An 8,229-nucleotide genomic window follows, 5' to 3' on the forward strand; every position below is an offset into this window, starting at 1 on the left:
GGCCCGAGGTGCCCAGCGCCTTCATCAGGTCGCCCATGGTCTTGGCATCGAAGGCGGCCTGTGACCAGGCGGCCTGGGCGGCCTGGGGCAGCAGCCCCAGCCCGGCCAGCGCGGCCGCGACGGACGCACTGCGCGCCAGCATGTCTCGACGGGTCTGCATCGCTTGTCTCCTCGGCGCGGATGTGTCCAGCCTGCCGTGCATGGTGGACCGCCGCCTGGCGAAACCCCATTACCCAAATGGGCTATCGGGCCTCACCCATCGCGGTAATAGACGCTGGGGCGGGCTTGCCGCGCTAATGGGCGCCGTACTGGAGACAAGCATGAACTTCGACAAGGAATTCGACGCCTCGGGGCTCGCCTGCCCGCTGCCCATCGTGAAGACGAAGAAGTCGCTCGCCGACATGGCGCCGGGCCAGGTGCTGCGCGTCGTCGCCACCGACCCGGGCTCGGTGTGCGACATGGCGGCCTTCGCCGAGCAGACCGGCAACGCGCTGCTCGAATCGGGCTCCGAGGGCGGCAAGTACGTCTTCTTCCTGCGCAAGGCCTGAGCCCATGGCCACCAAGAAGATGGCGATCATCGCCACCAAGGGGGCGCTGGACATGGCGTACCCGCCGTTGATCCTCGCCTCCACGGCGGCGGCGCTGGGTTGGGAAGTGCAGGTGTTCTTCACCTTCTACGGCCTGCAGCTCCTGCGCAAGGACCTGAGCGGCATCGCCATCAGCCCGCTGGCCAACCCGGCCATGCCGATGCCCGTGCCCATGCCGGTGATCGTCTCGGTGCTGCCAGGCATGCAGGCCATGGCCACCTCGATGATGAAGGCCAAGATGAAGAAGAAGGGCGTGGCCTCGCTGACCGAGCTGCGCGACCTGTGCCTGGAAGCCGATGTCAAGTTCATCGCCTGCCAGATGACGGTCGACCTGTTCGAGTTCGACAAGAGCGACTTCATCGACGGCATCGAATACGGCGGCGCGGCGACCTTCATGAAGTTCGCCGGCGAGACCGACGTCTGCCTGTTCATCTGAGGCGCCGCATGAAACGCCTGCTGACGGCGCTGCTCGCGCTGTTCGGGTTGCTCGGCGCGCCTGCCTGCTTCGCGATCGGCCCCTACCTCACGGGCACCGCCCTGCCGGCGGGCGAACTGCCCGCCCTGATGGCGCAGCTCGAGCAGAAGCTGCGCGCCGACGGCTTCGACGTGATCGGCCGCCACCTGCCGCGCGGCCTGCCGCAGCAGGGCAGCGTCGTGATCACCGATGCGAAGCTGCTCGACGTGGTGCGCGCGGCCGGCGGGCCGGCGATCGTGGCCGCGGCGATCCGCGTCGGCGTGAAGAGCGACGGCACCGTCTCGTACATGAACCCCGACTACTGGGGCCGGGCCTACCTGCGTGGCCAGTTCGACGCCGCGCAGCCGGCGATCCGCTCGGTGCGCGAGCGCCTGGCCCATGCGCTGGGTGCCGGTGCGGCCTTCGGCGGCGACGTGCCCGAGGCCGAGCTGGCGAACTACCGCTACATGTTCGGCATGGAGCGCATCGACTCGCCGCGCAACGAGCTCAACGCCTTCGGAAGCTTCGACGAAGCCTTGCGCACCGTGCGCGACAACCTCGCCAAGGGCACCGGCCGGACGGCACCGGTCTACGAGGTGGTGATGCCGCAGGCGCAGCTCGCCGTGTTCGGCGTGGCGATGAACGACCCCGACTCCGGCGAAGGCGGGTGGGTGAACACCATCGGCGCCGACCATGTCGCGGCGCTGCCCTACGAGATCTTCATCGTCGGCGGCAAGGTCTACGCGCTGTACGGCCGCTACCGCATTGCGCTGTCGTGGCCGGCGCTGGGCATGGGGCAGTTCATGCGCATCGTGCGCGCGCCCGATGCCATCCACCAGACGATGGGGCGCCTGGCCGGCGCGCCGGCGCCCTGATCGCTCAGCCGCAGGAGCTCGACGATGGAACTGGCCACCGACCCCGCCACCCTGGTGATCTGGGGCGGCTTCGCGCTCGCCTTCGTGTTCGGTGCGATCGCCAACAAGGCGAACTTCTGCACCATGGGCGCGGTGTCCGACGTCGTCAACATGGGCCACTGGGGGCGCATGCGCATGTGGCTGCTGGCCATCGCGGTGGCCATCGTCGGTGCCAACCTGCTCGGCCATGCCGGCCTCGTCGACCTGTCGAAGAGCGTCTACCAGCGCCCGACGCTGAACTGGCTGTCGCTGCTGCTCGGCGGCACCTTGTTCGGCGTGGGCATGTCGCTGGCCGGCGGCTGCGCGAACAAGAACCTGATCCGCGTCGGCGGCGGCAGCGTGCGTTCGCTGGTGGTGCTGACCTTCCTGGCCATCTCGGCGTACATGACGCTCAAGGGCCTGTTCGGTCAATGGCGCGCCAGCTGGCTCGACCCGGTGGCGATCGACCTCGCCCGCTTCGGGCTGAAGGACCAGAGCATCGCCTCGATGCTCGCGCAAGCCAGTGGCCTGGCGCCGAAGACCGCACTGCTTGCCGCGATGGCTGCGTTCGCCGTGCCGCTGCTGCTGTTCGTCTTTGCGGACCGGCGGTTCCGCGCCAGCCCGACGCAGTGGCTGGCCGGGCTGGTGATCGGCGCCATCGTCACCGGCGGCTGGTACGTGTCGGGCCACCTCGGCTTCGGCGAGAACCCGGACACGCTGGAGATGGGCTACTTCGCCACCAACACCCGCACCATCGAATCGCTCAGCTTCGTCGCGCCGCTGGCCTACAGCCTGGAACTGCTGATGCTGTGGACCGACAAGTCGCTGCACCTGAGTTTCGGCATCGCCACCGCGCTGGGCGTGGTGCTCGGCTCGGCGGCTTGGGCGCTGGCCACGCGCAAGTTCCGCTGGGAAGGCTTTGCCTCGCTGCAGGACCTGCGCGACCAGCTGATCGGCGCGATGCTGATGGGTTTCGGTGGCGTCACCGCGATGGGCTGCACGGTCGGCCAGGGGCTCACCGGCGTGTCGACGCTGGCGCTGGGCTCGTTCATCGCGCTGGCCGGCATCGTCGGCGGTGCGGTCGCGACGCTCAAGTACATCACCTGGCGGGCCGAGCGCGAGGATTGATCAAACGAGTGCGTTGAAGTGACAAGTTGCCTGCACTCCCGTCACAAATCACTTCAGTGCCCGTCCTGGCTGCCGACAACCCGAGCAAACCGTGGCCTTTGACCTCGGAAGTGCGCGAGGCTTGTCATGTTCATCAGTCGTATGCGGCTCGTGGTGCCGCTTGTCGTCCTGCTCGCCGCCTGTGGCGGCGGTGACGATCCCGTCTCGGCCCGGCAAGCGCCGGGCCGGGGAGCGCACAGCGCCGTCGTGAGTGTCACGCTCGAGCCGGCGGGCCCGCATTGCAGCCAAGGCGGCAGCCGGATCGAGACCGGCTACGACGCTGACGCCAACGGCACGCTCGAATCAGGCGAAGTCAGCGCCGTGCAGTACGCCTGCCACGGCGCGCCCGGCAGCGACGGCAGCAGTGGCAGCGACGGCAGCAGTGGCGCGACGAGCCTGGTGCGCATCGAGAGCGAAACAGCCGGCGCCCACTGCGCCGACGGTGGCTCGAAGATCAGCGTCGGCCTCGACGCCGACAGCAACGGCGTGCTCGACCTTGCCGAGGTCACCAGCACCAGCTACGTGTGTGCCGGCGCCGATGGGGTGGACGGCGTCGACGGCGCCGATGGCACGAACGGGACGAACGGCACGAACGGTACGAACGGTACGAACGGATCCAACGGCCTGAACAGCCTCATCGCCATCGTCGACGAGGCGGCCGGCGCCCACTGCGCCTTCGGCGGCAAGAAGGTGAGCTCCGGTCCGGACGCCAACGCCAACCAGGTGCTCGACGTCGGCGAGGTGACGAACACCGAGTACGTCTGCAACGGTGCCACCGGCGCCGGCGGGCTGGCATGGGTCAATGTCACGGGCACGAGCCAGGCGATGGCCGGCAACACCGGATACCTGGCCAGCAGTGCGTCGCAGCTCACGCTGACATTGCCCGCCAGCCCGAACCTCGGCGACGTCGTCGCCGTCACCGGCGCGGGCTTCGGCGGCTGGAAGATTGCGCAGAACGCCGGTCAGTTCATCACCGCACGCAACCTGAGCAACGACATGCTTGCCGGCGCGGTGTGGCGCGCCTCGGGCCCGAACAGTGGCTGGACGGGGGCCGTTTCGTCGAGCAGCGGCCGCACGCTTGTCGGCATCTCCTGGGGCAGCCAGATCCAGGTCTCCGACGACGCGGGTGCCACCTGGACGGCGCGCGAGTCGAGCCGGCAATGGATGAGGGTGGCCTCGTCGGCCGACGGCAGCAAGCTGGTGGCGGTGACGTACGGCGACCAGATCTTCACCTCGACCGACTCCGGCGTCAGCTGGACCGCGCGGGACAGCGCGCGCGTCTGGTGGGGCGTGGCCTCGTCACAGGATGGCAACAGCCTCGTCGCGGTGGTCAACGGCGGCCAGATCTACACCTCCACCGATTCAGGCGCCAGCTGGACGGCGCGCGACAGCAACCGCACCTGGGACGCCGTGGCCTCCTCGGCCGACGGCAGCAAGCTGGTGGCGGCGGCATTCGGCGACCAGATCTACACCTCCACCGACTCGGGTGCCACCTGGACCGCACGCGACTCGAGCCGCGGCTGGCAGGCCGTCGCATCCTCATCGGACGGCAACAAGCTCGTCGCAGTGGGCACTTCCACCCAGATCTACACCTCCACCGATGCCGGCCTGAACTGGACGCCGCGCGAGAGCGCGCGCAATTGGATCGCCGTCGTCTCGTCGGCCGACGGCAGCCAGCTCATGGCAGCGGTTCAGGGTGGACAGATCTACGTCTCGAGCGACTCGGGCGCGACATGGACGCCCCGCGAGTCCGCGCGCAACTGGGTGGCGCTGGCCAGTTCGGCCGACGGCAGCCGGCTGGCCGCCTTCGAAGCCGGCAACGGGCTCGTCTACACCTCGGCGGCCGGCCGCAGCACGGTGGGTACCTCCGGCAGCGTCAGCGGCGGCCTGTACGACGCGCTGACGCTGCAGTACGTCGGCGGCGGCGAGTTCGTCAGCGTGCAGCACGCGCTGACCGGTTCGTTGCACATGGAGTGAGCGTGTGAGCGGTCGGGCGCTCAGGCGCCGCAGACCGCCGCCGGCGCATTCAGCCGCGCCGCGATCGGGCCGCCTGCCTCCGCGCCATGCTGCGCATGCAGCGCCAGCACCTGTTCGGCCAGCTGCGTGAAGTGCAGCGCGCCACGCGCGACCTCGCGCTGCAGCGCCTGCCCGGCATCACCGGCGCACCAGGCGCGGTAGGAGTCGGCGAGCGACGGAAAGAGTTGCCGACGCACGCCGTCGAATCCGGCGAACCAGAAGTGGATCGAACTGGCCGAGCTCTCGGCCAGCAGCGTGGGCAGCGTGTGCGTGAAGTCGGCGATGTGGTCGCGCACGGCACGCACCAGCAGTTCGGTGCGCCGCTCGTGCAGTGCCAGCCGCATCGCCGCCCAGCCCGGCTCCAGCCAGCGCCCGGCGCGGTGTTCGCCGATCTCGTGCAGCACCAGGGTGCGGCTCTGCTCGTCGAGCAGGCGCGGCAGCGCGGCGTGGAAGTCTTCCTCCAGCCCGTAGGCCTGCGAGACGGCGCGGAACGGGCCCTCGAGCTTCTTCAGGCCCAGTGCCTCGAACTTCTCCCACAGCCAGCGCGCCATCGACTCGCGGCGCAGCACGATCGTGTTGCCCTGCAGCGCGGCGGGCGGCGCGATCAGGCCGCGCGCCAGCTCGGCGCCGCACACCTGCAGCGTGATGCCGTCGGCCACAGGGCGCACCGCTTCCAACCGGGCCATGAAGAAGGTCGGCCGGCCCGGCCCGAGCAGGCCGGCACCGTAGACCATTCCGTGCGGCCGCAGCAGCCGGTTGAGTCGCTCCGCGTCGAAAGGATCGACCTCGCCCGTCGCTCCGCCCGGCAGCGGTACGAAGTCCCGACCCTCGAGCTCGGCCCACCTCGCCTCGCGGCGCGCCAGCCACTGGCCGATCGCGTCGCGCGACAGTGCGGCACCCAGCGGCAGGCCCTTCTCCCAGCGATAGAACTCGCGCATCTGCAGCAGGAAGGTGCACAGGCTCAGGTCGGCCGCATGGCGGGCATCGGCGATGTGGCAGTTGGTCTGCACCGCCGCGATCAGCGGCCCGATCGGCAGCGTCATGGGCCGGGGCGCCGGCGGCGCGGCTGCCAGGCGGCGATGGCGTCCACCAGCTGCTGCCACGGCAGATCGAGCAGGCTGTCATGGCGCTCATGCGCCAGGCCGATCAGGTGGTGCACGTCGGCGCTCGGCGCGTCGAGCACCTGCTGCAGTCCGCGCAGCCCGCCGCACTGCAACTGCAGCGCCTTGGCATGCACCAGCGGCGCCGGCGGCCGCGGCAGGCGCAGCGTGAACAGGGCGCGCTCGCGCAGCAGGGCCGACAGCGTCGCGCAGTTGGTGCGTGCCACCGGCGAGCTGCAGGTCAGCGCATCGATCTCGCCGGCGCTGTGGCGGATCGCCAGCTCGCAGCGCGCGGCGTGCGCCAGCAGCGCCTTGGTGAACACGCAGGCCTGCTCGCCGTGGCAGCACGACGGGGCGACGGATCCGGGTTCGTCCACCGCGGCGCCTTCAGTCGTCGCCGCTCGGCCCGGCCTCGCGCACCTGGCTCAGCAGGTCCTCGGCCTGCAGCTCGTTGTCGGCGAACATGACCTTCACCTTGCCCGGCGTGCCCGGCGGGTCGGCCGCCCGCAGCGCCTTGGCTTCGGCGGACGCCTCGCGGAAACGTTCGAACTGGCTCAGCTTCTTCAGCACGCCCAGCGGCATGACGCGGTAGATGTAGTAGGGCAAGGTGCTCTCTCAGACGTAGCGTTTGGAGGCGCGCCGGCGGCCGGGCAGCGCCTTCTGGATGATCACGCCGCGCAGCGCGGCGAGGTCGGGCAGCGGCCGGGCAGGGTAGGCAGGGTTGAGCGGCTGCAGGCGCCATCCGTCGCCCACGCTGTCGTTCGCGCGGCGCAGCTGGCGGAAGATCCACTCGTCGTCGACGAAGGCGAGCACGAAGGAGCCGTCGCGCGTGGCGCCGTCGGGCTCGATGATGACGATCTCGCCTTCGACGAACTCCGGCGCCATGCTGTCGCCGAGCACCATCAGCGCGAACGACTCGCTGCCACTGTCGCAGCCGCTCATCACAGCACCTCGGTGTGGATCTGCGCGGCCGCGACACCGGCGGCGCGCAGCTCGCCGTGCAGGGCCTGCACGAAGGCCTCGGGGCCGGCGACGTAGAAGTCGCAGGCGATGTCGAACAGGTCGGCGCGCATCGCCTGCGCGAGCTGCCGCGCACCGGCGGCGGCGTCGCTGTGGTACGCGAGGTGGTGCTCGAAGCTGTCGAGCGCGGCAGACCAGGCGCGGCACTGGTTGGCCATGAAGTGGCCATCGGGCCGCGTGGCCAGCCAGAACAGCGACAGCGAAGGCGCCTCGTCGCGCGCCAGCGCATGTTCGATCAGGCTCTTGACCGGGCCGAAGCCGAGGTCACAGGCCGCGAACACCAGCGGGCGTTCGCCACTGGCGAGCACGAACTCGCCCAGCGGCCCCCACAGGTCGATCGCGGCGCCGCTGCGCAGGCCGCCGTCGAACACCCGGCAGGCGAACGGGTCGTCGGCGTCGCGGCCGACAAGGAAGTGCAGGTTGCGGTCGTCGCAGGGGCAGCTGGCCACCGGCAGCGTGCGGTACAGGTCGTCGGCCTGCTCGCTGCTGCCGCTCAGGCCGAGCGTGACCGACTGGCCGGCGAGGAAGCGCAGCCGGTGGCTGCGCGGCGTCTGCAGGTGCAGCAGCCGGGTGTCGGCGCCGAGTTCACGCACCTGGCGCAGCGTGGTGACGATCTGCTGCGGCGCGATGTCCTGCGGGCCGCCGGCCTCCAGCGTCTCGATCGTCAGTTCGCTGCTGGCGGCGGTGTGCGCGCACAGCAGCGTGTAGCCCTGCGCGCGCTCGGCTTCGGAGAGCGGGTAGTCGCAGGGCTGCACGCGCGCCACCTCGCCGTCGATGACGCGCACCTTGCACATGCCGCAGGTGCCGTTGCCGCAGCCGTAGTTGAGCTTGAGCCCGGCGCGCAGGCCGGCCTGCAGCAGCGTGTCGTGGCCCTCGATCTCGAACTGGTGGCCGCTCGGGCGCACCGTCACCTGCGCACACATCACCTTGAGCATGTCGTCCATCACGTCCAGCCTGTCGACGGGTTCGGTGGCCAGGGCGCGCGCCAGGCC

The 8,229-nt window shown here is 70.3% G+C and carries 10 protein-coding genes; 5 read left to right on the plus strand and 5 right to left on the minus strand.

Going from position 1 to position 8,229, the window contains the following annotated elements; genetic code table 11:
• Nucleotides 1–320: 320 nt before the first annotated feature.
• The 5 genes from AAG801_RS38045 to AAG801_RS38065 all read left to right on the plus strand — a co-directional run bounded on the left by AAG801_RS38045 (nt 321) and on the right by AAG801_RS38065 (nt 5,078).
• Nucleotides 321–548: a sulfurtransferase TusA family protein gene (locus AAG801_RS38045; RefSeq protein ID WP_209386344.1), complete on the plus strand. Its 228-nt coding sequence runs from the start codon at nt 321–323 to the stop codon at nt 546–548.
• Between the two features lie 4 nt (nt 549–552).
• Nucleotides 553–1,023 (plus strand): DsrE/DsrF/DrsH-like family protein, encoded by a 471-nt coding sequence (locus AAG801_RS38050; protein WP_341893079.1) that lies wholly within the window; start codon nt 553–555, stop codon nt 1,021–1,023.
• 8 nt (nt 1,024–1,031) lie between these two features.
• Nucleotides 1,032–1,916, plus strand: a complete 885-nt coding sequence (locus AAG801_RS38055) for a hypothetical protein (RefSeq protein ID WP_341893080.1) — start codon at nt 1,032–1,034, stop codon at nt 1,914–1,916.
• 24 nt (nt 1,917–1,940) lie between these two features.
• Nucleotides 1,941–3,062, plus strand: coding sequence for a YeeE/YedE family protein (locus tag AAG801_RS38060; protein WP_341893081.1), 1,122 nt, complete (start codon nt 1,941–1,943; stop codon nt 3,060–3,062).
• A gap of 126 nt (nt 3,063–3,188) precedes the next feature.
• The gene (locus tag AAG801_RS38065) at nt 3,189–5,078 is read left to right on the plus strand and encodes a hypothetical protein (RefSeq protein WP_341893082.1); all 1,890 of its coding nucleotides are present in this window, start codon (nt 3,189–3,191) and stop codon (nt 5,076–5,078) included.
• Nucleotides 5,079–5,098: 20 nt separating this feature from the next.
• Here AAG801_RS38065 and AAG801_RS38070 read toward each other — a convergent pair whose 3' ends face one another.
• From AAG801_RS38070 to AAG801_RS38090, 5 genes are all read right to left on the minus strand, one after another.
• Nucleotides 5,099–6,160, minus strand: a complete 1,062-nt coding sequence (locus AAG801_RS38070) for an Sfum_1244 family protein (protein WP_341893083.1) — start codon at nt 6,158–6,160, stop codon at nt 5,099–5,101.
• Nucleotides 6,157–6,594 carry a hypothetical protein gene (locus tag AAG801_RS38075; protein WP_341893084.1) on the minus strand — a complete coding sequence of 146 codons (438 nt, stop codon included), beginning with the start codon at nt 6,592–6,594 and terminating at the stop codon, nt 6,157–6,159. Before AAG801_RS38075 ends, AAG801_RS38070 begins: the two co-directional genes overlap by 4 nt.
• Before the next feature lie 10 nt (nt 6,595–6,604).
• Nucleotides 6,605–6,823, minus strand: coding sequence for a hypothetical protein (locus AAG801_RS38080; protein WP_341893085.1), 219 nt, complete (start codon nt 6,821–6,823; stop codon nt 6,605–6,607).
• Nucleotides 6,824–6,832: 9 nt separating this feature from the next.
• On the minus strand, nt 6,833–7,159 hold the full coding sequence (locus AAG801_RS38085) for a S24 family peptidase (RefSeq protein ID WP_341893086.1): 327 nt from the start codon (nt 7,157–7,159) through the stop codon (nt 6,833–6,835).
• Nucleotides 7,159–8,229, minus strand: a 1,071-nt coding sequence (locus AAG801_RS38090; protein ID WP_341893087.1) for a 2Fe-2S iron-sulfur cluster-binding protein, incomplete at its 5' end; no start/stop codon positions are given. The genes AAG801_RS38085 and AAG801_RS38090, both read right to left, overlap by 1 nt.

It is taken from the genome of Variovorax sp. YR752 (assembly GCF_943372545.1).

What these genes read in the sequence shown, in the direction of transcription:
- AAG801_RS38045 (WP_209386344.1), top strand. Translation starts at nt 321, where the DNA reads ATGAACTTCGACAAGGAATTCGACGCCTCGGGGCTCGCCTGCCCGCTG.
- AAG801_RS38050 (WP_341893079.1), top strand. Translation starts at nt 553, where the DNA reads ATGGCCACCAAGAAGATGGCGATCATCGCCACCAAGGGGGCGCTGGAC.
- AAG801_RS38055 (WP_341893080.1), top strand. Translation starts at nt 1,032, where the DNA reads ATGAAACGCCTGCTGACGGCGCTGCTCGCGCTGTTCGGGTTGCTCGGC.
- AAG801_RS38060 (WP_341893081.1), top strand. Translation starts at nt 1,941, where the DNA reads ATGGAACTGGCCACCGACCCCGCCACCCTGGTGATCTGGGGCGGCTTC.
- AAG801_RS38065 (WP_341893082.1), top strand. Translation starts at nt 3,189, where the DNA reads ATGTTCATCAGTCGTATGCGGCTCGTGGTGCCGCTTGTCGTCCTGCTC.
- AAG801_RS38070 (WP_341893083.1), bottom strand. Translation starts at nt 6,160, where the DNA reads ATGACGCTGCCGATCGGGCCGCTGATCGCGGCGGTGCAGACCAACTGC.
- AAG801_RS38085 (WP_341893086.1), bottom strand. Translation starts at nt 7,159, where the DNA reads ATGAGCGGCTGCGACAGTGGCAGCGAGTCGTTCGCGCTGATGGTGCTC.